The sequence below is a fragment of the Desulfosediminicola sp. genome, assembly GCF_048381775.1.
Classification (GTDB): domain Bacteria; phylum Desulfobacterota; class Desulfobulbia; order Desulfobulbales; family Desulfocapsaceae; genus Desulfopila; species Desulfopila ganghwensis.
In genome coordinates this window covers 78347-101530 of the sequence record NZ_JBLXGE010000009.1, presented here as the reverse complement: position 1 = coordinate 101530, position 23184 = coordinate 78347, and the positions used below count along the sequence as shown (strand labels likewise).

Below are 23184 nucleotides of genomic sequence, written 5' to 3'. Positions count from 1 at the left end.
TTTACCTGCCCCTTTTTCAGCAGCAGGCACGAATGTGGTAACCACAGTTGTGCGAGGATGTTGCCGGAATATCACATGTAAAGATTGCAGGCTGCAGTCTGATTTCTCAGGAATTTTGATTCACCTCTGTTGCAATCTGACTGCAAAAATCGTGCCCTGTAAATGGGCGGTTGTGTAAAAAAAAGAGTAGAGTTTCAGCATATTGGAGCCTGTTACTGCGTGGTATTTAGGTAAATTCCGTTATTCCGGAATTATTTTCGGATTTCCGGAAAGTAAGAAAGTAAATGGGAAAGCTCGCAGGCTAGAATGGGAACCGGCGTTTCAGGTGAAAAGGTTGCCGGGATAGTGACGCTGATCTGACAGTTTTGGTTCATGGAAAGTACTACAGATGGGAAAAAGCTTTTGCATTACATTAAATAATTTTTTAATGTAATGCTTCACTGTAGTTATAACTTACAACTTGTGGGGAATTATTTGTCATGACAACCTATCTTGGGAACAAATTCTCATGCTGTCGGTTACGGGTTCGGTTTACTGCAGCAATCCTTCTGGTTGCCTTATTTACCTCAGGCTGTGCTTTGAATGCAGGTCGGGAGCAGGATCTACTTGTACCGATTGACCAGAGCACATTTCTCGACCCCAGAAGCGGTAAGCACTGGATGTTGGAACGTTCAGGCAGGCTTAATAATCCTCATGAAGTACAGCAATATATTCAGGAATTCAGGTCTGGTGCAGGCGAAAGCTGGCGGCTGCCAACTCAACAGGAGTTGTATGATCTCTTCGCCCGGTTCGATTTGAAGGAAAATGGAACTGTCCAGATCAAACTTGAAGGTAATTACTGGCTTACAGACGAAACAGGTAATGTCCATGCTGGAACCTGGGAAATTGGTGATCAATGCGGTCCATCCCGTTCTTTCTTTACTCGAAAAGCGGGTTATGTCAGGGCGGTTCGCCCTTGAATATAAGTAATAATATTGGTGAGTATTATGATGAAGAAGATGTTGTGTGCATGTACCCTTGGTTTGATGATTGCCACTTCTGCCACTGCGGTTTTCGCCTCTGAACAACCAACCCCTGCAGAATTGATCAAGAGTCGGATAGCCGAGGCAAAATCACAGATTAAATCTGTAGACAGTGCAACGCTGAAGACCTGGATCGATACAGGTGAAAAAGAATTTGTTCTTCTTGATGTGCGTGAGCCAGGCGAAGTGACCGCCGGTCAGATTGAGGCGGATGAGACTCTAGCTATTCCCAGAGGTATGGTGGAATTCCAGTTTGCGCGAAAAGTTGCAGACCTTGAGAAAGATGTCGTCGTTTATTGCCTCAAGGGAAGCAGGGGGGCGCTGGCTACTGAGGCGCTTCAGAATCTTGGTTACAAGAATGTGCACAATCTCGAAGGCGGCTTGCTCGCATGGATTAATGCCGGTCACTCCGTCAGCAACTTCTTTGGTGAGTTTCAGATGAGCAATTTCGATTCAAATTTTGCCAAGTAGTCTTAAGAAATAGCACCTTTAAAGGTGATGGTTCATCGTGCAACGCGGTGAACCGGATAAGCCGTACAGCATGGGAATGAATCATATGCTGTGCGGTTTTTTTTTATATTAATTCCATCCATAACAGATCGGTTCAAGCACCATCAGCGGGTAAAGGTAATTGGCGGAAACTCCCCTTACTGGTTTCAGTTACCATATTTTTCAGCAATAAAGGACTTGGAAATCCGGACAGGATTCTGTTTACTGGCGTTTGTATCCCGCAATCAAGGTGGTAAATCCTGATATTTCTCCAAGTCGCTCTCAGCTGATAATGATAAAAAGAACACGAGATTTTCTTCGAAAAAGTACATACCTGTCACTCTTCTTTCTTTGCCTGCACATTGCAGGTCTGGTGTCATCTATTGATGCGGTGATGAGTGTGCGAACTTCCCAGGGAGCTATTGCCTGGGTTATTTCGCTGAACACCTTTCCATCCATCTCCTTGCCCGCTTACTGGGTATTCGGGCGGAGTGAATTCAAGGGATATGTGATCTCCCGGCAGGCGGATGAGACAGCACTGTCAGCGGTTGCTGCAAAGGCGGCGGAAAACAAGGCCTATTTTGTATCCGGACTGGCAGATAGAAACCAGGCTTCCCGGGTGGCTGAGTCGCTTGCTGATCTTCCTCACCTTAAAGAAAACAGTACCGAGCTGTTGATAGATGGTGAGGCGACTTTTGATTCCATCTTTGGAGGCATTGAAAAGGCAAGAGATTATGTACTGGTCCAATTCTTTATTGTAAAAGATGACGAACTCGGCCGCCGCTTGCAGGATCTGCTGATAAAAAAGGCTCAGCAGGGAGTGCGGGTCTTTTTCCTGTATGACGAGGTCGGCAGTTATAAATTGCCGGAAGCCTATATTCAGGAATTACGTGACAATGGTGTTGCCGCTCACAACTTTCATTCCCGCAAAGGCCCGAAGAACCGTTTTCAGATCAACTTCAGAAATCACCGCAAAATTGTTGTCGCTGACGGCAAAACATGTTGGATCGGGGGACACAATGTGGGTGACGAGTACCTTGGCAATGGTGAAAAATTCAGCCATTGGCGCGATACCCATGTGAAGATTGAGGGGCCTGCCACTCTTGCGGCACAGCTCTCATTTATTGAAGACTGGCATTGGGCCACAGATGAAGTTCTTGAACTGAACTGGAAGGCTGTACCAAGCACCGATGCGGATCAGAGGATTCTCATCATTCCCTCCGGACCTGCCGATAGATTCGAGACTGCCGGTCTGATGTTCACCCATGCCATCAATTCAGCCAGGGAAAGAATCTGGATTGCCAGTCCCTACTTTGTGCCGGACGAATCAATTATTGCAGCCCTGCAACTCGCTGGTATGCGTGGCGTCGATGTGCGCATCCTGATCCCGGACGAGCCCGACCATAAATTGGTTTATCTGGCCGCTTTTTCCTATTTTGAGCAGGCGGGAATGAGTGGGGTAAAGTTTTACCGTTACACCAAGGGTTTTATGCATCAGAAGACCATGCTGGTGGATAACGATCTCTCTACAGTAGGGACCGCCAACTTTGATAACCGCTCATTTCGCCTCAACTTTGAGATCACAGCCATGATTACCGATCAGGATTTCAACAAGGAAGTCGAACAGATGTTTCTTGAGGATTTTGCCAACTCCAGACTGATGGAGCCAGATGAGGCGGCAGAGAAACCATTCTGGTTCAAGTTGTTGGTGCGGGTGGCACGCCTGACTTCGCCGATGCTGTAATCGGGAAGAGAGATCAATATGGCTCAGCTGGCAGAGCTTCCAATTACAGTCGCTTTACCAATACTTTCGAGTTTCGCCTGTAGTTGTAGAGTGCTTTGCGGCTGGCAGGCAGGGTCTCGACATCGGATTCGGTGAAGCCTTGCTCAATAAACCAGTGGGCAGTCTGGGTGGTGAGGGTGTATATCTCAGAGAGGTTGAGTCTTTGGGCCTGCTTTTCAATATGGTCGAGCAGGGTCTTGGCTCGACCTCCCTGCTGGTATTCTTTTAACACGGCAACGCAGGCCAATTCTCCTGCATCGGCATCGGGGAAAGGGTAGAGCGCTGCACAACCGATAATGAGGTTATCCTTTTTCAGGATAGTGAAATAGTCGATCTCATTTTCCAGTAATTCTCTGGAACGTTTTACCAGGACACCTTTTTTCTCGAGTGGGCTGATCAGGTTCAGAATGCCTGCCACATCTTCCAGTTTTGCCTGACGAAGCACTTCATAGGTGTCGCTGTGCACCATGGTGCCGGAGCCGTCCCTGGTAAAGAGTTCACGCAGCAGCGTGCCGTCTTCGCTGGAGGAGATGATATGGGCTCTGGCGACACCTCTGCGACAGGCCTTATAGCCGGCCCGCAGAGAAAAATATGTGTTGCTTGGAGCGTGCCGAGCCTCTTCTTCCAAAAATGTTTCACATTGGCTGAGTGTCAACTGTCTGTAGAGGGTGCCGTGGTTGTCGTAGATCGGCCCATCGTCGTTGAAGATGAGAATCTTATCGGCATCAATAGCGCTGGCAACGTTGACCCCAACTTCGGCGAAGGAGAGATTGAAAACCTCTCCTGTAATTGAAAAACCAAGGGGAGGCAGCAAGGCAATGCATTTATTGTCTAGAATTTCCAGGATGGCATGTTTATCAACGCTTCGTACCTTACCTGTCATCTGGTGGTCGACCCCGTCAAGCACCCCCTGCGGCTTGGCATTGATGAAGTTGCCGCTACGCAGTTTTATTTTGGCTCCAAACATTGGTGAATTGGGTAAACCGCTGGAAAAGAGGGCTTCCAGCTGGCAGCGGGTTGAACCGATGGCCTTCAGGATGTGCGGCAGATGATTTCGTTCGGTGATTCTGGCGCCATGATGCAATTCTGAAGAGAGGCCGGCAGCGTTTAATTCTTCCTCAATCTGCAGGCGGGCTCCATGAACCACAACCAAACGGATTCCGAGTGAATGCAATATGGCAATATCGCTGATTATGTTGGCGATATTTGCCTGAGCCAGGCATTCGCCCGGGATCATCACGACAAATGTTTTACCCCTGTGGGAGTGAATATACGGGGAGACATGTCGAAACCACTGGAGAAAATGTGCGTTGCTGCTGTTCACGTTATAACTGTAATTGTTGAAATATAAGTGGATCTATTCCGCTGGTTACGGCGGGCAGAAAATGACCTGGAGAGACCAGGCGGGTATTGACGATTGGTTGATCCTATCCCTTTTCTTTCTCTATTTCAATTATTTCAGGAAATAGAGACCAAAGATGACGTTTCGGGAGGCGAAACGGCCCGATGTCATCGAACCGTTTCTGAGGTGTAGCCTGGGGGATTACTCAGGAAGATACTGAGTAATATCTTTGGCATATCCGCTCTTTACTTTGAATCCTTTCTCCTGCAGCGCGATGATGGCTTTATTGCCATCTTTGGCGGCGACACGCATTACCAGCTGGGTTACGCCTGGATATTTCTTTTCAGGCCAACTCAAAAGGCTTTGAATATTAACCTTCTCGTCTCTCAGAATTGCAGATACCTCGGCGAGAACTCCCATATTGTCTTTGACAAAGACACCAATGCGGGTGGAATCGTCACTCATGCCGACGGCATCGAGCAGCACCTCGATTACGTCGGTGCTGGTGATAATTCCGGCAAGTTCATCGTTTTCCATTACCGGCAACGCACTGATATTGTGCTGCTGCATGATGTAGGCAGCTCGCTCGATGGTGGTATCAACCGGGATGGTCACCACGGTCTTCACCATGATCATCTTCACCAGCACCTTCTGCAGCAAGTATGTTAACTCATGTGTAGAGAGGGATGTGGCCGGAGAAGCCCAGTTTTGTTTCAAATCCCGGTCAGACAAGATGCCGACCAGCTTACCGCTTTCATTGACAACCAGCAGATGCTCAATTTTCTTATTCTCCAGTATGTCTTTAGCTTCAACCAGGGTGGTATCAGGTGAGACGGTGACCAGATCGGTGTGCATTATTCTGCCAATGTACATAGAGGTACTCCTCCAAAATATGTTTGAACTTCTTGATGTTACGAGACATTGTCATTCAGAGGTGGATATTTGACAGCCCCCTGTAATCAAGGAGTTTTTCCCAGCCTCTTTAATTTATTGAATTATATGATAAACATTAGCCTTGTCAAAACAAACATTTAATCACTATGTCCGATGATGAATTTTCCGCCATATTTTGTTTATCAAAGTCGCGAGGGGGGTTGGCCTAATATTGTTCGGAAAAAAGGGTGATAAAGTTTACGAAAGTCTGAAAAATGCTTGCCTGCTGGCGGCCATTCGGAGTAGTTTGCAGGATTGCTTTATGGTACCAACCGGTTGAGGGAAAGGCGATGGCAGCTCATCGTCGGCACATTTCAACCTATTTCTATAATCAGGAGAGACTGTGACAAAGATCAGCGAGAATTCACTCTGGATGTCCGGAAACGAAGCGATTGCTCTTGGCGCTGTAGAGGCAGGAGTAAAGGTTGCTTCAGGTTATCCCGGTACACCTTCCACGGAAATTATGGAAAACCTGTCGACCTACGACGGGGTATATACGGAATGGGCCCCGAACGAAAAAGTAGGTCTGGAGGTCGCCATAGGCGCGTCCTATGCGGGCGGCAGGGCGCTGGCCACCATGAAACACGTTGGCGTCAACGTGGCTGCTGATCCGCTTTTTACCGCTGCCTACACCGGTGTATGCGGTGGGTTGGTGCTGGTTACAGCCGATGACCCGGAAATGCACTCCTCCCAGAATGAGCAGGACAACCGTAACTACGCTTTTGCCGCGAAGTTGCCTATGCTGGAGCCATCCGACCCGGCAGAGGCCAAAGAGATGCTGAAAGTGGCCTACGATCTGAGCGAAGAGCTGGATACCCCGGTAATGCTTCGCATCACCACCCGTATCGCCCATGTAAAGGGAGTGGTACAAAAGGGTGAAATGGTCACTGGTAATCCGGCTTGCGGCATCAATAAGGTACCGCAGAAGATGGTCATGCTGCCTGCCATCGCCCGTGGCCGCAGGGTGTATGTTGAAGAGCGCATGAATAAATGTACGGAGCTTGCCGAAACCACAGAGCTGAACCGGATAGAAGAGGGCGATACCAGACGTGGTTTTATTACTTCAGGTGTATCCTATCTCTATGTGAAAGAGGCATTTCCGGAAGCGGCTGTATTAAAACTCGGTATGTGCTGGCCGTTGCCGGAACAGAAAATCCGTGAATTTGCCGACATGGTCGACGAACTGTATGTGGTGGAAGAGCTTGATCCGTTTCTCGAAAACCATATTAAGGCGATGGGTATTGATTGCATTGGTAAAGAGCGTATCCCGAATCAGGGTGAGCTGAATACCGCTATTGTGCGTGAGTCCATCGAGCAGAATAAACGGGATGATCTATTTGCCCCGGTTCAGTTGCCGATGAGGCCGCCTAATATGTGCGCCGGTTGTCCGCACCGCGGCATATTCTTTAATCTCTCAAAACTCAATGTGTTTGTTTCCGGTGATATCGGTTGCTACACTCTCGGTTTTCTGCCGCCGTTATCTGCTATGGATTCCTGTGTGTGCATGGGTGCTTCCGTCACCGTGGCGCACGGCATGGTTAAGGCGCTTGGTGAAGGCAGTCACGACAAGGTTGTCTCGGTTATCGGCGACTCCACCTTTATGCACTCAGGTGTCACCGGTCTGATCAACTCCGTTTATAACGAGAGCGCTGCCACTACTATTATTCTCGATAACCGCATCACCGCCATGACCGGTCAGCAGAACAACCCGGCCAGTGGTCACTCCATCAAGGGCGAGGCTGCCCATGAGATCGATATTGAAGGACTGTGTCGATCCATCGGGGTGAAACACATCTTTGTGGTCAATCCCCACGATGTACCGGAGAGTAAGAAGGTGCTGAAAGAGGCCATCGCCTTGGATGAGCCTTCGGTGGTGATCTCCAAAGCGCCTTGTGTACTCTTGCCGGAGATGAAGGAGAGAAAGCCGGTCTCCTATTTCACTCACCAGGAGAACTGTGTGGGCTGTATGGCCTGTATTCGCCTTGGTTGCCCGGCGATCAGCTGGACCGCCTTTGCTGAAGGTGAGGCAGAAGCCAAAGGGTTCAGGCCAAAGCAGAAAGGTGTCTCCCAAATTGATGAAATTCTCTGCAATGACTGTGGACAGTGTGCGTCTCTCTGTAAGTTTGAGGCTATCACCAGAAAGGAGGAAAGATAATGGAAGCAACAGGAAACATCCTCTTTTCAGGGGTAGGCGGGCAGGGCATTCTGCTGGCCAGTGAGATTACCGCACTCGGTCTGCTTGGTGCCGGATTTGATGTGAAAAAAAGTGAAGTACACGGCATGGCACAGCGGGGCGGCTCTGTTACCGCTCAACTGCGGTATGGCCAAAAGGTCTACTCGCCGCTGATCGAGCCGGGCTGTGCCGACATCCAGGTTGCCTTTGAGATGATGGAGGCGGTGCGTTACCTGCCATATCTGCACAAGGGCAGCAAGGTCGTAGTGAATACCCAGCAGATACTGCCTCCGGCGGTTGCCACCGGCCAGGCGAAATATCCAGAGAATGTGCTTGAAGAGCTGGTAGCACGGGACATTGAAGTGGTCAAGGTCAATGCCTTTGATATCGCTCGCGAAGTGGGAGAGGCCCGTACCGCCAATATCGTCATGGTTGGGGCTATGGCCGCTTTTATGCCGGTTGATGGAGCTATTTTCGAAGAGGCCATCCAGACCCGCGTACCGGAGCGCTTCCGTGAAGTCAATATTCGCGCTTATCGTGCAGGCAGGGATTTACGAAACTAGAACGAAAAAAAAGGAAGAACGATGACCACCGTTTACTGGGAAGAAGAGATAGAGACCCTGCCCCGGGTCGGGCTTGAGTCCATACAGTTGAAGCGGCTGCAGCGGTTGGTAGCCAGAGTCTATGACAAGGTTGAGCCGTACCGCAAGAAGATGGATGAGGCGGGGGTGAAACCGTCTGATATCCAGAGCCTTGCAGATCTCAGCAAGCTGCCTTTCACCTATAAGGATGACCTGCGCGACAACTATCCGTTTGGTCTGTTCACCGTGCCTCTTGATCAGGTAGTGCGTGTTCATGCCTCATCAGGAACCACAGGTAAGCCCACCGTCGTTGGCTACACTGAGGATGATATCAAACTCTGGTCAGGTGTGATGGCCCGCGCTTTCTGCTGTGCCGGTGCCAATAGCGGCGACATGGTGCATAACGCCTATGGTTATGGTCTGTTCACCGGTGGTCTCGGTGCTCATTACGGTGCTGAACGACTTGGTGCCACCGTTATCCCGGTATCCGGTGGCAACACCAAGCGCCAGATCAATATCATGCGCGACTTCGGTTCCACTGTACTGATGGCGACCCCCTCCTATGCCCTTAATCTCGCCGATGCCATGTGTGACGCGGGTGTTGACCCCTCATCGCTCTCCCTCAAGGTTGGTATCTTCGGAGCCGAGCCGTGGAGCGAGAATATGCGTGAGGAAGTTGAGCGCAAGCTGAACCTGAAAGCGGTAGATATTTATGGTCTTTCAGAGATTATCGGGCCCGGTGTCGCCATGGAATGTCTCAAAAGCTCAGGTGGTATGCACGTCTTTGAGGATCATTTCCTGCCGGAGATTATCGACCCGGATACCGGCGAGGTACTGCCACCGGGAGAAAAGGGTGAGCTGGTTTTCACCACCCTTACCAAAGAAGCATTTCCGCTTATCCGTTACCGTACCAAGGATATCTCCCGCCTGATGTATGAGACCTGTTCCTGCGGCAGAACCCTGGTTCGCATGGAGAAGATAACCGGCCGTACCGATGACATGCTGATCATCCGTGGCGTTAATGTTTTTCCTTCCCAAGTAGAACACGTACTTATGGGTATTGACGGGGTTGAACCGCATTACCAGATCGTGGTAGAACGAGAAGGGAACCTGGATACTATGCAGGTTCAGGTTGAGGTGAGCGAGAACGTGTTCTCAGATGAGATCAGAATGCTCGAAAACCTCTCCAAAAAGATCAAGGCGGATATCAAGGATTACCTTGGAGTAACCTGTACAGTGAAGCTGGTTGAGCCTAAAACCATTCAGCGGAGCGAAGGTAAAGCTCAGCGGGTATTTGACAACAGGAAATTATAATGGAGGAACGAGGAATGCGTGTAGAACAGATTGCAGTGTTTTTGGAGAACAAATCTGGAAGACTGGCTGAAATCACCTCTATCATCGCCGAAGAAGGGGTAAACATTCGGGCCCTGTCTGTTGCGGATACCGCTGATTTTGGCATACTGCGCCTGATTGTCGATGATGTGGAAAAGGCTAAGGCCGCCCTGAAAGGCAAAGGCTTCACCGTGGGTATAACAAACGTGCTGGCGGTAGAGGTTTCTGACCAGGTAGGCGGTTTGGCCAAGGTGCTGAGGTCCATTGAGACTGCAGGATTAAACGTTGAGTACATGTACGCTTTCGTCAATAAGAGCGGCGAAAATGCAGTGCTCATTTTCCGTTTCGAGGACATGAACAAGGCCATCGACTCCCTGCTTGGTGATGGCTACACCCTTTTGACCGGTGAGCAGATTTGCGCTCTGTAAGCACCCACTGTTAAAAAAGGCACCGGCTTTGCGCACCGCAGCCGGTGTCTGAAATCGATTGATGAATTGCCCGAATCTGTGGCTTTAGAGAACTGCAAAAGGAAACATTGAGATGATTTGGCAGCAGAAAGAAGAGTGTATGCCGAGGGAGGATCTCGAAGCACTTCAACTTGAGCGACTGCAGAATACCTTGCAGCGGGTCGCGACGCGGGTTCCGTTTTACCGCAATACATTTAAGGAAAAAGGGCTCGATGTATCGAAGGTGACTTCCCTTGAGCACATTCGTGATTTCCCTTTCACCATGAAACAGGATCTGAGGGATAACTACCCATACGGGCTTTTCGCGGTGCCGCTCAGAGATGTGGTGCGGGTTCACTCTTCTTCCGGTACTACCGGCATGGCCACGGTGGTAGGTTACAGCCGCCAGGACATTGATACCTGGTCCGATCTTGTCGGACGCATTCTCTGCGGTGCCGGCGTAACCCCTGATGACGTGATCCAGATCGCCTTTGGTTACGGTCTTTTCACTGGCGGTTTTGGTCTGCACTATGGCGCGGAACGGGTTGGTGCCTCGGTAATCCCGATTTCGGCGGGCAACACCAAACGACAGATCCAGATTATGAGGGATTTCAAAACCACTGCGCTGGTTTGTACACCTTCATATGCGCTGAAAATGGCTGATGTGATGATGGATATGGGGCTCAACCCCAGTGGGCTGTCATTGCGCTACGGCCTCTTTGGCGGAGAGCCCTGGTCTGAAGGAATGCGTGCTGAGATAAATGACCGGCTCGGCATAATCGCCACCGATAACTACGGCCTTTCCGAGATTATGGGCCCCGGTGTTGCCGGTGAGTGTCAGGAGTGCAATGGTCTGCATATCAACGAGGACCATTTCCTGGTAGAGGTGTTGAATCCGGAAACTCTGGAACCGGTTGCCCCTGGCGAGGTTGGAGAACTGGTCATCACCACCCTGACCAAGGAGGCTTTCCCTGTCATCCGTTATCGTACCCGTGATCTGACCCGGCTTATGCCTGAGCCATGCCCATGTGGTAGAACCCTGAATCGCATGCACCGGGTGATGGGCCGAACGGACGATATGCTTATTATCAAAGGCGTAAACGTCTTCCCTACCCAGATCGAATCAGTTCTCTGTGACATTGAAGGAACCCAGCCCCACTATCGCCTGATAGTTGATCGTGACAACAATGAAGATAAACTCACGGTGATGGTTGAGGTGGTCGAAGGGATTTTCTTTGATGCCATGAAGAAGCAGAGAACGCTGGTTGATACCATTAAACGGCGCTTGATTTCCGAGCTTGGAGTTGGTGTTGATGTAAAACTGGTGGAAGAGCGTACCCTCGAACGTTTCGAAGGCAAAGGAAACCGCGTTATTGATAATCGCACATTCTAATACCTTTAAGTAGAGAGGCAGCTTACGAGCCCTCGATTGACGTGATTGTCATGCATAAAAGGCCAGAGCAAGTAACTGTGCTCTGGCCTTTTTCTATTAAAAGCATCCCGAATGGCTTGGTGCCCTTATCAGCATACTGATAGCGTATGTTCTAGGGGGTTTAGCCCAAAGCCACATCAAGAATCATCATCACGGAGAAACCGACCATTGTCATCATGGTTACCAGATCAATATTTTCAATTTTCCTCTGAGATTCCGGGATTAATTCTTCAACAACGACAAAAATCATTGCACCTGCCGCAAAGCAGAGGGCGTATGGCAGAATGTTTTGCATTTTCAGGACAAAATATGCGCCGATAACTCCCGCGATAGGTTCTACCATTCCAGAAGCCTGGCCCATGAGAAAACTTTTTCTTTTGCTCATTCCTTCGCGACGAAGTGGCATTGATACAGCTGTTCCCTCTGGAAAATTTTGAATTCCGATTCCGATTGCCAGCGCAATTGCTCCTCCGATTGTGGCCGACGGAAGGTCAGCCGCGACAGCACCGAATGCCACTCCGACTGCAAGACCCTCAGGAATATTGTGAAGAGTTATGGCCAGCACCAACAGGGTACTCCGTTGCCATGAAGTTTTGATACCTTCGCTTTTATCAATCTTGAGCCCTGGATGTAAATGTGGGAGAAATTTATCAATTACTCTCATGAAAATGCCTCCCCCCATAAAGCCAATAGCGGCAGTCAACCATGGAATCTGATTGAGCTGTTCAGCCATTTCAATGCCAGGGGCGAGCAAAGACCAAAAACTTGCGGCAATCATTACACCTGCCGCAAAGCCCAGCAATGAATCCATAAGTTTCTGATTTATATCTCTTGTCAAAAACACAAGACTTGCACCAGCTGCAGTTACCGCCCAGGTGAACAAGGTGGCGAATAATGCCTGTGTAACAGGGCTGAATTGCATCAAAAAAGCAACCATGTAACTGTCCTCGGTTTATTTGTGATATATAGGAAGTGATCATGATTAGTAAAATTGATTTCTCTGTTTAAAATCAATAAGAAAATCAATAAATGAGCTTTCCCAGGCAGCGAATTCGCTGAATTGTTCAACAGAATAAAAATGATGCCGGTGAAGAAACAAAAAGTAGGCCTGGTCTTAAAATTTATTGACCTGAATGAGAATATAAAGTTCTCGTTACAGGTGATTTATGATTATTATTCAGGGGCGATCGCAGAGGCAGGGCCACTTTAATATTGGTCAAAAAAAGTTTAAATGCTATATGGCAGCAGTGAACCACTATTTGCATGTATAACAACGACCTAGGCTATAAATGGTAAAGAAAGCAGGAAAGCGTCTACCAGTCATTGGCTGGAGAGAGTGGGTGGGACTTCCAGGTCTTGGGATTGACACCATAAAAGTGAAAGTCGATTCAGGTGCACGATCGTCATCATTGCATGCCTTTGACATAAAAACTTTTGACCGGGATGGTGAACGGTGGGTCCGGTTTAAAGTACACCCTATTCAGCGCTCAAAAGAAAAGTCTGTTGCAGTGGAGGCCAAAATACTGGAATTCAGGTCGGTCAAAAGCTCCAGCGGTATCGCAAAAATCAGACCGGTAATTGTGACTGAAGTTGAGCTGCTTGGCGAAAGATGGCCTGTTGAACTGACTCTGGCGAGTCGTGACAATATGGGCTTTAGAATGCTGCTGGGACGTGAAGCCTTCAGAACAAGATTTCTGGTGGATGGCGGAAGGTCATATTACGGTGGAAAACCATACAGGAAGAAGGCTTAAAGATGTTGAAGCTTGTAGTCAATAACTTAACTCATAGGAATGACGTATGAAGCTTGCTATTCTCTCATGTAGCCCCCAGTGTTATAGCACGCGACGTCTTTGTGAAGCTGCAGAGCAACGAGGACATAAGGTTAAAGTATTAAATACCTTGAAGTTTGCAATTGACCTTGAGCAGGGTTTGCCGGATCTCTACTATCGGCAAAAACGGTTATCTGAATATAATGCGGTCTTGCCAAGAATAGGAGCTTCCATCACCTACTTTGGTACTGCAGTCGTCAGACAATTTGAACAAATGGATGTATTCTGCGCAAATTCGTCTGCGAGTATTGCCAACTCCAGAGACAAATTGCGAAGTCTGCAAATCCTCAGTCGGCATCACATCGGTATTCCGCAAACAACCTTTGTGAGGGACAAAAAGGACGTGCTCCCTGCAATCGAGCGGGTTGGAGGCGCTCCTGTTGTTCTGAAGCTGATTGAAGGGACTCAGGGTATTGGTGTTATTCTGGCAAACTCCATCAATACCGCAGCTGGAATAGTAGAATTGTTGCAGAGCCAAAAACAGAGTGTTCTCATTCAAAAATTTGTTAAAGAAAGCAAAGGCAGGGATATCAGGGCATTTGTTGTCGGTGACAGGGTTGTTGGTGCAATGCGGCGCGTTGCTCAGGGGCAGGAATTTCGCAGCAATGTTCACAGAGGCGGCACGACTGAACCGGTAATACTTGATGAACTGTATACGCAGACAGCTGTCCGCGCGGCCCAGATCCTCGGCCTGCGAGTAGCGGGTGTGGATCTGTTGGAAGGAAACGATGGCCCGCAAATCATGGAAGTGAATTCCTCGCCGGGGCTGGAGGGCATTGAGGGTTGTACCCAGCTTGATATTGCAGGCGCAATAATTGACTACATAGCAGCGCAAGTAAACTTTCCGGTAATTGATATTCGTCAACGACTGACGGTGAGCAGTGGGTATGGTGTAGCTGAAATTCATATTCCTGAAGGCTCAGAGTATGTAGGCAAAACAATTAAAGATTCTGGGTTGCGGGAAAAAGATGTAGTGGTGCTTACACTTTATCGAAAGAATAAAGTAATTCCGAATCCCCGTGCTGAGCGTGAGTTGATTGCGGGTGATCGCCTGCTTTGTTTTGGTAAACTTGAACTTATGCGCGATATGACCCCTACCAGGATACGTCGTAAACGGAGGCCAAAAGTTCAAGATTTACCTGAGCTTCCTGTTGCTGAGGAAGTGTACAAAGAGTCCGGAAGCCTTGATCCAATTTCCATATCTGTAGAAAAAGGTGGTTCAGACGGTGACTCATAGAACTTTGAAGCACTCTCATTTAGACTGGTTCGGGGAAAAAATAGGGCCGGGTGAATCACGTAATGTTCAGCTTGCCGTAGGTGAGAGTTACAGCAGCATGGCTGTAAAACTCCAGATCCATATTCGACGGGGAGTTGAGGATGGGCCTGTGGTATTTGTGACTGCAGCCTTACACGGTGACGAAATAAATGGATGTGGTGCCATTCGCAATCTGATCCAGGATGATGAATTCAGGCTCAGCAGAGGCTCTGTAATTCTTATTCCGGTGCTCAATCTTCCCGCTTTCGAGCGACATTCACGCTACCTGCCTGATCGTCGCGATCTCAATCGTTCCTTCCCCGGAACTCCTGATGGTAGCCTGGCCAGCCGTATGGCTTATACCATTTTCAATGAACTTGTATCCCGCTGTGATTACGGCATAGATCTACATACGGCATCAGTACGTCGAACGAATTACCCGACCGTGAGAGCCGACTTGGCCAATCCGGAAGTCCGCAGGCTAGCAGAAGCTTTTGGGTCTGAAATCATTATTAACAGTAAGGGACCGAAAAGTTCTTTTCGACATGAAGCATGTAAAGCAGGATGTCCCACAATTGTGATGGAAGGCGGAGAAGTCTGGAAAGTTGAGCCGGGAATTGTCGAAACAGCAATTCGAGGGATCAAAAATGTACTCTGTGAACTCAAGATGTTAGACTTGCAGATAGAACGCCCGTCCCACCAGGTCATTATCGAAAAATCGAAATGGGTCCGTGCAGAACGGGGTGGTTTCCTCGATTTTCACATTAAACCGGGCGATATTGTAAAAAAGGATGATCCGCTTATTACCAACACAACAATCCTGGGCGAAGAGCAAAGCACCATTTATGCCCCTTTTGATGGCGTGGTAATGGGGATGACAAGTCTGCCGTCAATAAGCCCTGGCGAACCTATCTGTAATCTTGGTAAACTCCCGAAAAAATACAGCCCGGTCAAACTCAGTAAGCTTCGTGCTGATGAAGATGGGCTTGAACAACAGGTTCTCGAAGAACTCGGGACAAATGTGCTGGTGGTCGAACCGCCGGAGGAGTTTTAGAAAGAAATTTGGTTTACCGAAACAGACGAAGCCCCCTTGCAAATAGAAGAACTTTTGTAAAGGGGGCTATCAATTACATGCCGCCAAGCTTTGGTAAAACGGCGCTTGCAAAGCTGAGTACAAAGAAAAAACCACACATATCTGTGACCGTAGTCAGCAATGGACTTGAGACAAGGGCCGGATCAATCTTTACCTGTTTCAGAATCAGGGGTAAAACCCCGCCAATAGTGACTGATACGAGAGTATTTGCAGCCAGCGCCCCACCAATGACAATTCCCAGCCACATGTTTCCCTGCCACCAAAAGGCAGCCATGCCGAGCAGGCCCCCCAACACTATGCCGTTTATTATGCCAACTCGGGTTTCTTTGAGTATTACCCATAAAATCTCGCGGGGTTTAACCAGTCCAAGAGATAATTCACGCATGGAGACCGCCACTGCCTGATTTCCAGAACAACCGCTCATATCGCTCACCATCGGCAGAAAGACAGCTAAAGTGATAACCGCTGCCAGCGTATCCTGATACATTGCAATGACACTGGCCGCTATAATGTTGAGAACTATATTCATACTCAACCAGGTAAGGCGTCTGCCGGAACGTATAGTGAGCGGCATGGTTCTGAATTCTTCGCCGCCTATGATACCGCTCAGACGTAAATAGGCTTTAGTTCTCTGCCTGTTTACCCCCTCTTCAACAGCACTGGGGAGTACAACCCCCAAAAGGTGTTGGTCACTGTCGACAACGGGTACTCCAAACAATTTGTGCTCATCAAAAAAATCTTTTAACTCAAGAAGAGTAGCTTGACCAGATACACTGAGAGGGGGATGTATCATTATTTCTTCAAGTCTGGTTTTTCTCGCAGGAAACAACAGGTTGTGCATCCGCAGGACACCAACCAGCTTTTCCTCGGAATCCAGCACATAAAAATACTGTACATTGTAATCTTTGTATTTTTCCTGATTATCCTGCAGATCTGCAAGAACATCCCCGATTGTATCATCGGCCCTGTAGGCCAGGTACTCTGAAATCATGAGTCCCCCTGCTACATCCGAGGCATAATTGAGCAAAGTCCTGGCCTCTTCAGCATCCTCCTGTGCCATTTCTGAGAGAATTGATTCACTCTTATCAGTTCCCATTTCAGCGAGTACATCAACGAGATGGTCGCTATCCAATTCCTCCATTATTGCTGCGGCCTGTCCAGTTGAGATATTTCCGACAATTTCAGCTGCCTGACTTTCAGAAATTTCTTTTATAATTTCAGCCGCATCTTCAGGGTTGAGCAGTGAAATCAGATTCTCTCGTTCAACTTCTTTAAGCCGTGAGATAGCTCTTGCTGTCTCAGAAACGCTGAGCGACTCGATAAATTGAACTATTTCCGAGTCACGTCTATCTTGGATTAACTGGCTGAGGGTTTCCCAGGGTTCAGTGCGCTGGCTCATTTTGAAGTCCTTAATGTTTTGTAAGCTAAAAAAGTATTTCGAATCGTAAAAGAGTTCCCATTTCAGGTTCTTTGTAATGATTGAGTTTGAAGACAGGTTGATACCAATTGATTTGACCTGTTTCGGCGGTATCGCGAACCCTTGTACCTTTCACCATACGTTATGTGAAGGGCAGCAGGAAAGATTACGCCCTGATTGTATCAGCAGATGTCTGCATCTCCCCGCCTTCATAAAAACAGGTTTTGTAATTCAGAGAGTAAAAAACGTTCTCTCGATTATTCGCTAACAGTCTGTTTCGGTACAGCCTCTGATTGTACCGCCAATGAGTTCTGAAGAATAATGTTGCTATGTAGAGAATATACACAGCGAGTTGAAGTTTCGTGCTTTTCGTATCCTGACAATTAAAAAAAATGGTACACGTACATTTTTTTTGTTTTGCCCAAAATCAGTGACCTTAATGCCTGTGAACGGTCTGTAACAAATATATTGAATGTAGCATTGCATGTACATTGTGGCATTTTTTAATGCAACGTTATTAATCGCTAAAATGAAATAATTTATAGCAATAACGCTTTTACTGCACTCCTGATTTTTCTTCTGAATCGATCGGGGGTATCTGCAAAAATCTGACCACTGACGCTCTGCAAAACAGCTGAAAACAGACTCCGGGGTACAAAAAATTTGACCAGGTCATTGACCTGACGAATTAATTCAGCTTAAATTTGAATGTGGCCTATGATAACAGAGGGTTTTTTGGGAATTCCAGAGGGTGAAACTATATGAAAGGAGGGGGAACGTGAAGCAGACAATGGAGAGAGTGAGATTGTATGCGACACTGTTTTGTGCGCTCGTTTTGCTGGGTGTAAACGGTGCCGCTTACGCAAATGGAGATGGGGGGGAGCCACTGGCCGGCCAGGTTGAGGAGACGGTGCTGATAGTCACGGAAATGACGACCACGGGCTATGTTGGAGATAGTACCTGTCTGGAGTGCCATGACGAGATGGAAGGTCACTATTACAAATCACTCCATTTTCGGGCCTGGGAGTCCACGGGGAATACTGCAGCTGGCTGCGAATCATGCCATGGCCCTGGAGAAGTGCATGCAGATGACCCAGAGCCGGATAACATTATCAGCTTTTCAGGCCGGGATGGAGCAGAGGTTAAGGTGTATAACGAGACCTGCCTGAACTGTCATGTGAAGAGTGAAAAGATTTCCATGTGGGATATGAGCCAGCATGAGAAATATGATGTTGCATGTGCTACCTGTCACCCGATGCATGAGGGGTATTCGCCGATAGCAGAGACCCCGGATGTTTGTTACCAGTGCCATACACGTGTAAAAGTCCATGCGAATCTTCAGGCCAGACATCCTATCCGTGAAGGTAAGGTAACCTGTAAAGATTGTCATAATCCGCACGGTACCCACACAGACGGCATGATCGTGGCTGAGACCCTGAATGAGCTATGCTACAACTGTCATGGCGACAAACGTGGGCCTAATTTCTGGGAGCACCCGCCAGTGGAAGAAGATTGTTCCACATGTCACGCACCACACGGCAGCAGGCATAAAGGAATGCTTGTCCAGAAGGTGCCGACCATCTGTAACAGTTGCCACCAGGTCGTTCATACTCCGCCATATGGTGAAGAATCTGGCTTCACCGGCTCAGAAACGCCTAATAACCGATATTACGCGAGAGCATGTCTGAATTGTCATCAGACGGTGCATGGAAGCATGTCAGCTGACAGAGACGGTAGCCGTTTCAGAAAGTAAAAGGAGAGCAAAAATGAAGAAACGAATATGTGTTCTGGCCATGCTTTCCCTTTGCTGGGGTGTAACTGATGCTACGGCAGCAGGGCCGGACTTGGATGGATATGTAGAATTTGGCGGACGTCTTTTTGATGTGGACGGGGACGAGGCTAAATTTAATGAATATCGGGATATTGATAATGGTGTATACGGCAATGTGGATATCCTCTCGTACTGGGAAGGCGGATATTATATCGACTTTCTGGCCGAGAACATAGCCTATGACGATCAGGCCTACTGGTTGAACGGAGGCCGTTTCGGGTCATTGAAGTACTTGCTGTACTACGATGAAATTATCCATAACATCACTGAAGATGCCCTGACACCTTATGATGGTATCGGCAGTGATACGCTGGTGGGTACCGGGGAGACTGAACCGGCTCTCTGGAATAGTTTCGACTATAAGAAGGAGCGGGAAAAGTATGGTGGTGATGTAGAGTACGCGTTTGAAAATGGCTACTTTGTACAGTTTGGTGCGAGCAATATGGAATCCTCGGGAGTCATGCCTTATGGCGGTACATCCTCTGCAGAGTTTCCGGCCCCCATCGATTGGGAAGAGAACCAGTTTAACATTACCGGTGGTTACCGGGCCAAGAAGCTAACCGCTAGTCTGACGGGTCAATTCATTAATTTTGATAATGAGGATGATTCGTTGACCAGAGATGACACTATCGGCTCATTGCCACCTGATAACGATGTGGCGAAAGTACTCGGAAAAATGGTCTGGCGACCGGAGTATTATGGTTCTGTGGTAGCGTTGAATGCTGGATACTCTAAAACGGAGAGCGATGAGCAACTGGGCATTGTTGTGCCGGGGGAGACCAGAAATTTTGATGGTGAGATAACCAAGTGGCATGTGAACGGCTCCTGGAAGTTTGAACCGATTGAAGATCTGGACCTGAAACTGCTGGCCAGATATGACGATCGGGACAATGATTCCACTGTGTTGACAACCCTGGATGGCAATGAGAATGAGAACTACAGCAGCGAAATCTTTAAGACTGGTATCGAAGCCGACTACAAGCTTTCGCGTAATAACAGAATTGATGGTGGATACCACTACCTCAATAAAGATTACGAGGGGAGAAGCGATTCCGACGGGGCTGATGATAACCTGTTTTTTATCCAGGCCAGAAACTATTCGCTTGAAGATGTGGAATTACGAGCCAAGTACAGTTTCCTCACCCGCAGTGGCGACTACACCGTTGAACCTGGCGAAACGGACGAAGGTTACAGGAGTTATGATGTAGCTGATCAGGACAGGAATCAGGTTGAGTTGGAAGGTGGTTATTACGGTGTTGAAGACCTTGGTCTTGATCTCGAGTTCACCTGGTTTAATGCCGACTATGATGACACCGAAGTGGGGCTGGTTGAACTCGATCATTATGACCTCTATTTTTCTGGTACATGGGCAATTCAATCGAATGTCAACACAGGCTTTTATGTCGGTTTTGAGAGGGATTACAGTGAAGATTTAGGTGATGCCGCAGAAACAACCTATTACACCTATGCGGCAGGGCTCAATATTGAGGCTTATTTTATGGCCGAAAAACTGAGGCTCTATGCAGGGTGGGATTGGGCAGAGAGTGATGGTAAATCTGAGTTTGATAGCGCAGACATCATTGACACTGACGAGGTTGAGGATTTCACCCAGCATATTCTCTCACTTAAAGGAACCTACTTCATAGACGAGGCCTGGTCGGTTACTTTGGGCTATGTGTATGAGGAATGGGATTATTCGGATGACCAGTGGAATAACTATGTAATTGTTGTGCCAGGATCGAGAGGGGATACTTTTCTGTCCGGAGCGTATGATGACCAGGATTACGAAGGTCATACAGGCTATCTCAGTGTGAAGTACAAGTTTTAGTCTGGGCAGATTACGCTGAGCGGACTCACTGAAGTTGTATTATAATTTACACATCAACTCCTGTCGGGCAAATGCTGTCTGCCAGGAGTTGTTTTTTCAGGTGGTGTCATTGGTTGAGGGTATAATACAGTTATGAGTTTAATTTCTAAGTTGATGGGGTGTTCCTAACACGCTTGAGAGAAACGATATGCAATTGATTTTCGTATACAATGCCGACAGCGGTCTGGTGAGTACAGTGAAGGATATCGGTCACAAACTCTTCAGCCCGGCCAGCTATGACTGCTTTTTATGTAGCCTTACCCACGGAACATTTAAAGAAAATCCGGAGTGGCGGGCGTTTCGTGAAAATGCAAAAATCGAAATGCTGTTTTTGCACAGGGATGAATTTGAGCAGCAGTTCAAAACCCGACATGATTACCCGGTGGTTTTGAAAGTGAAGGGCGATTCCAGCCAACTTGAGGTTCTGCTTTCCCGTGAACAGTTGGCTGGTTTTACTTCCCTGAAAGAGTTGATCAAGGCAATAGAAGCGGTGGAGGCAGGGTAATTGCCGAAGCTGTGTTCCAATGAACGAAAGCAGCAACGGCAGATTTTTTATATTTTAGAACAGTAAAACCGGGCATCGCACGTTGTGCAGTACGTGGTTGGCGACTGAGCCAAATATCACATTGCGTATCTCTCCGCCCCCTTCATGACGCCCGACAACGACCAGATGGTAGCCATCATTATTGGCGATTTTAGAAATTGTCTGTCGCGGATCGCCGGTCTTCAGTATCAGCTCGCACGAATACCCCGCTTCCCCAAGTTGAGCCTCATAACGTTCAAGTAATTGCATACCGGCTTTACGGGCATTCTCCCGCACCATATCCAGCTGAAAATCCGGAATCATCCTGTAGGCGAGTTGCTCCTGATTAATGACGTAAAGCAGATGCAGTGTCTGCGGAAAGCGATTGCGTTGTTCAATTACCGCTTCAACTGTCTTTCTGGCTGTTGGGGAATCATCCAGGGGAATCAGAATCTTTGGTTCCATAGTTTTCCTCAGGGTCAGAAGTCGGTTGGTCCAACGGGTGTATTGCGTTCGATGCAATATGATTTCATACTGTTCTCGTATATTATCCGTATATCAGATTAGGCAGCAGTAATACAAGCCCGGGCCAGAAGGTGAGCAGCAGCAGGATCGCCATCTGAATCAGCAGAAACGGCATAACCGCTCTTGAGACAAAAAGCAGGTTGCGATCGACCGTGGCACCAGAGATATAGAGGCTGACGCCAAGTGGCGGGGTGCAGTAGCCAATACCCAGGTTGATGGTCATGATCAGCCCGAAATGCATGGTGTCGATGCCGAATTTACTGAGCAGAGGCAGAAAGATCGGGGTCAGGATCAAGGTTGCCGAGATGATGTCCATGAACATACCGATGATCAGAAGCAGAATGTTCACCGAAATCAGGAAAACCCAGGGGGAGCTGATATTTTCCACAACTACTGTGGCGATCTTGCCTGGAATCTGCTCAAAAGTGAGGTACTCGCCAAAAACGGAAGCACCTGCCACAATGATCAAAAGGGTTGCAGAGGTGACGGCGGATGAGACCACAACCCGTTTCACATCCTTGATCTTCATGTCCCCGTGAATAAATATCTCGACGAAAAAGGCGTAAAAGCACGCCACAACTGCCGCCTCGTTGGCGGTAAACATACCTGAATAGATGCCGCCGAAGATGAGCACAGGCAAAAAGAGTGCCCAGCCGCTCTCTTTCAAAACAGAGATAACTTCTTTTGAAGTTGGCCTTTTCTGGCGCTCCATGCCTGCACGCTTGCAGATGAAATAGGAGTAGACGCTCATGGCTACCATGATCAAAACGCCAGGCAGAAAACCTGTGAGGAAAAGCGCTTCCAGCTGGTCGTTACTCACCATGGCATAGAGAATCATGGCAATGGAGGGCGGTATGATCACTCCAAGAATCGGAGCAGTGGTCATAAGTCCTACAGAGAATCGTTCGTCATATTTATTCTCGATAAGGGCGGGAATCATAAAACCGCCGATTGCGACCACAGTGGCGACGGTAGAACCGGAGATGGCACCGAAAAAGCCGCAAGCCAGCACGCCGGCCATCGCCAGCCCGCCAGGCAGAAAACCGACCATTACGTTGGCTGTCTTGATAAGCTTCTGGACGATGGAACCGGTGGTCATGATATTTCCGCAGAGTACGAAGAACATCACCACCACCAGGGCAAATTTATCCATGCTGCGGTAGAGCACTTCAATGACAATCTGCGGGTCGATACCCACCCCCCAGACCAGGCCGACTGTTCCGGTGAAAAACAGCGCCATGAAAACCGGCATGGTGGAAGCCAGGCAGCCAAGCAGGAGGGCAAAAATCATCAGGTATGAATTTTCCATGA

At 48.3% G+C, this 23184-nt stretch carries 20 protein-coding genes; 14 read left to right on the top strand and 6 right to left on the bottom strand.

The annotated features are described in order from the left end of the window. Positions 1-479 precede the first annotated feature (479 nt). From ACN5NT_RS15395 to cls, 3 genes are all read left to right on the top strand, one after another. Positions 480-959 carry a hypothetical protein gene (locus ACN5NT_RS15395; protein WP_419176011.1) on the top strand — a complete coding sequence of 160 codons (480 nt, stop codon included), beginning with the start codon at positions 480-482 and terminating at the stop codon, positions 957-959. A gap of 27 nt (positions 960-986) precedes the next feature. Continuing rightward, positions 987-1493 carry a rhodanese-like domain-containing protein gene (locus ACN5NT_RS15390; protein ID WP_136796505.1) on the top strand — a complete coding sequence of 169 codons (507 nt, stop codon included), beginning with the start codon at positions 987-989 and terminating at the stop codon, positions 1491-1493. Positions 1494-1803: 310 nt separating this feature from the next. Then, positions 1804-3255, top strand: a complete 1452-nt coding sequence (gene cls, locus ACN5NT_RS15385) for a cardiolipin synthase (RefSeq protein ID WP_419176010.1) — start codon at positions 1804-1806, stop codon at positions 3253-3255. A 43-nt stretch (positions 3256-3298) separates the two neighbouring features. Here the strand turns inward: cls and argA are convergent, their stop codons facing one another. Further along, positions 3299-4618 (bottom strand): amino-acid N-acetyltransferase, encoded by a 1320-nt coding sequence (gene argA, locus ACN5NT_RS15380; protein WP_136796507.1) that lies wholly within the window; start codon positions 4616-4618, stop codon positions 3299-3301. A gap of 219 nt (positions 4619-4837) precedes the next feature. Further along, on the bottom strand, positions 4838-5509 hold the full coding sequence (locus ACN5NT_RS15375; protein WP_136796508.1) for a CBS and ACT domain-containing protein: 672 nt from the start codon (positions 5507-5509) through the stop codon (positions 4838-4840). 433 nt (positions 5510-5942) lie between these two features. Here ACN5NT_RS15375 and iorA point away from each other — a divergent pair, with 433 nt between their 5' ends. The 5 genes from iorA to ACN5NT_RS15350 all read left to right on the top strand — a co-directional run bounded on the left by iorA (position 5943) and on the right by ACN5NT_RS15350 (position 11494). Further along, positions 5943-7724, top strand: a complete 1782-nt coding sequence (iorA, locus tag ACN5NT_RS15370; protein ID WP_136796593.1) for an indolepyruvate ferredoxin oxidoreductase subunit alpha — start codon at positions 5943-5945, stop codon at positions 7722-7724. Continuing rightward, entirely contained in the window at positions 7724-8305 is a 582-nt protein-coding gene (locus tag ACN5NT_RS15365) for an indolepyruvate oxidoreductase subunit beta (RefSeq protein WP_136796509.1), read from the top strand. Before iorA ends, ACN5NT_RS15365 begins: the two co-directional genes overlap by 1 nt. Positions 8306-8326: 21 nt before the next feature. Then, positions 8327-9637, top strand: coding sequence for a phenylacetate--CoA ligase family protein (locus tag ACN5NT_RS15360; RefSeq protein ID WP_136796510.1), 1311 nt, complete (start codon positions 8327-8329; stop codon positions 9635-9637). 14 nt (positions 9638-9651) lie between these two features. Continuing rightward, entirely contained in the window at positions 9652-10083 is a 432-nt protein-coding gene (locus ACN5NT_RS15355) for an ACT domain-containing protein (protein WP_136796594.1), read from the top strand. Positions 10084-10195: 112 nt separating this feature from the next. Then, entirely contained in the window at positions 10196-11494 is a 1299-nt protein-coding gene (locus ACN5NT_RS15350; protein ID WP_136796511.1) for a phenylacetate--CoA ligase family protein, read from the top strand. Between the two features lie 160 nt (positions 11495-11654). Here ACN5NT_RS15350 and ACN5NT_RS15345 read toward each other — a convergent pair whose 3' ends face one another. Continuing rightward, on the bottom strand, positions 11655-12470 hold the full coding sequence (locus tag ACN5NT_RS15345) for a ZIP family metal transporter (protein ID WP_136796512.1): 816 nt from the start codon (positions 12468-12470) through the stop codon (positions 11655-11657). A gap of 352 nt (positions 12471-12822) precedes the next feature. Between ACN5NT_RS15345 and ACN5NT_RS15340 the strand changes: the two genes are divergently transcribed. The 3 genes from ACN5NT_RS15340 to ACN5NT_RS15330 are packed head-to-tail and all read left to right on the top strand — an operon-like array spanning position 12823 to position 15671. After that, complete coding sequence (locus tag ACN5NT_RS15340; RefSeq protein WP_136796513.1) at positions 12823-13284, top strand: ATP-dependent zinc protease; 462 nt, start codon at positions 12823-12825, stop codon at positions 13282-13284. A 46-nt stretch (positions 13285-13330) separates the two neighbouring features. Continuing rightward, on the top strand, positions 13331-14599 hold the full coding sequence (locus ACN5NT_RS15335) for a RimK family alpha-L-glutamate ligase (protein ID WP_419176009.1): 1269 nt from the start codon (positions 13331-13333) through the stop codon (positions 14597-14599). Then, positions 14589-15671: a succinylglutamate desuccinylase/aspartoacylase family protein gene (locus ACN5NT_RS15330; RefSeq protein WP_228721319.1), complete on the top strand. Its 1083-nt coding sequence runs from the start codon at positions 14589-14591 to the stop codon at positions 15669-15671. Before ACN5NT_RS15335 ends, ACN5NT_RS15330 begins: the two co-directional genes overlap by 11 nt. A gap of 73 nt (positions 15672-15744) precedes the next feature. Here ACN5NT_RS15330 and mgtE read toward each other — a convergent pair whose 3' ends face one another. After that, positions 15745-17109 carry a magnesium transporter gene (gene mgtE / locus ACN5NT_RS15325; protein ID WP_419176008.1) on the bottom strand — a complete coding sequence of 455 codons (1365 nt, stop codon included), beginning with the start codon at positions 17107-17109 and terminating at the stop codon, positions 15745-15747. Positions 17110-17905: 796 nt separating this feature from the next. On the opposite strand from mgtE, the gene ACN5NT_RS15320 reads away from it, so the two are divergent. The 3 genes from ACN5NT_RS15320 to ACN5NT_RS15310 all read left to right on the top strand — a co-directional run bounded on the left by ACN5NT_RS15320 (position 17906) and on the right by ACN5NT_RS15310 (position 21330). Beyond that, on the top strand, positions 17906-18880 hold the full coding sequence (locus ACN5NT_RS15320) for a DmsE family decaheme c-type cytochrome (RefSeq protein ID WP_419176007.1): 975 nt from the start codon (positions 17906-17908) through the stop codon (positions 18878-18880). 13 nt (positions 18881-18893) lie between these two features. Then, the gene (locus ACN5NT_RS15315; protein WP_419176006.1) at positions 18894-20786 is read left to right on the top strand and encodes an MtrB/PioB family outer membrane beta-barrel protein; all 1893 of its coding nucleotides are present in this window, start codon (positions 18894-18896) and stop codon (positions 20784-20786) included. A gap of 187 nt (positions 20787-20973) precedes the next feature. Then, entirely contained in the window at positions 20974-21330 is a 357-nt protein-coding gene (locus ACN5NT_RS15310; RefSeq protein ID WP_136796518.1) for a GTPase, read from the top strand. Positions 21331-21384: 54 nt separating this feature from the next. Here ACN5NT_RS15310 and ACN5NT_RS15305 read toward each other — a convergent pair whose 3' ends face one another. Further along, complete coding sequence (locus ACN5NT_RS15305; protein WP_136796519.1) at positions 21385-21813, bottom strand: universal stress protein; 429 nt, start codon at positions 21811-21813, stop codon at positions 21385-21387. An 82-nt stretch (positions 21814-21895) separates the two neighbouring features. Then, positions 21896-23182, bottom strand: coding sequence for a TRAP transporter large permease (locus ACN5NT_RS15300; RefSeq protein ID WP_419176005.1), 1287 nt, complete (start codon positions 23180-23182; stop codon positions 21896-21898). Positions 23183-23184: the final 2 nt, after the last annotated feature.